A 730-nucleotide genomic window follows, 5' to 3' on the forward strand; every position below is an offset into this window, starting at 1 on the left:
GGCAGTGGCGGAGCTTCCATGGCCGTAGGCCGCTTCATCAAAGAAAAAATGCTTGCCAAAGGCATTACAGGCAGCTTTGGTGTGGGTGGTGTTGCCGGAGTCTTTGCTGAAATGATGGAACAGGGTCTGTTTAAAATGATGTTTGATGTACAGAGCTTTGATATTCCAGCCATTGAGTCCATTACGAAAAATGCCAATCATCTTGAAATGTCCGCCTCCTATTATGCCAATCCCCATAACAGCGGACCCATTGTAAACAATTTGGATGCCGTTATTCTAAGTGCCACCGAAGTCGATGTGAACTTTAACGTCAATGTCATTACAGATTCCAATGGCGTCATTATGGGAGCTTCAGGCGGACACAGCGATACAGCCGCAGGCGCTAAACTTTCCATCGTTGTCGCGCCACTGCTTCGTGGTCGTCTTCCCATGGTTCGCGATGCCGTACAGACTGTAGTCACCCCGGGTGAAACTGTCGATGTCATCGTGACAGAACGCGGTATTGCCGTAAATCCACGCCGAGCCGATTTACTTGATAAACTCAAAGGATCAGCGCTGCCAATTGTGTCGATTGAAGACTTGCAGCAGCAGGCCTATGATTTGTCAGGCAAGCCCGATGCCATCGAAGTCAGTGATGACATTGTCGGTGTCGTCGAATACCGTGATGGCACCATCATTGATGTTATTCGTAAGCCCCTGTAAAAAAAGGAGGAAAAAACATGTCGAATCA

General features: G+C 48.2%; 1 protein-coding gene. It reads left to right on the top strand.

The window, feature by feature from the left end; all coding sequences use genetic code 11:
- A partial coding sequence (locus Ga0466249_RS25825) for a citrate lyase subunit alpha (RefSeq protein ID WP_281422712.1) occupies positions 1-702 on the top strand: 702 nt, incomplete at its 5' end.
- Between the last annotated feature and the right edge of the window lie 28 nt (positions 703-730).

It is taken from the genome of Pelorhabdus rhamnosifermentans (genome assembly GCF_018835585.1).
Taxonomy (GTDB): domain Bacteria; phylum Bacillota; class Negativicutes; order UMGS1260; family UMGS1260; genus Pelorhabdus; species Pelorhabdus rhamnosifermentans.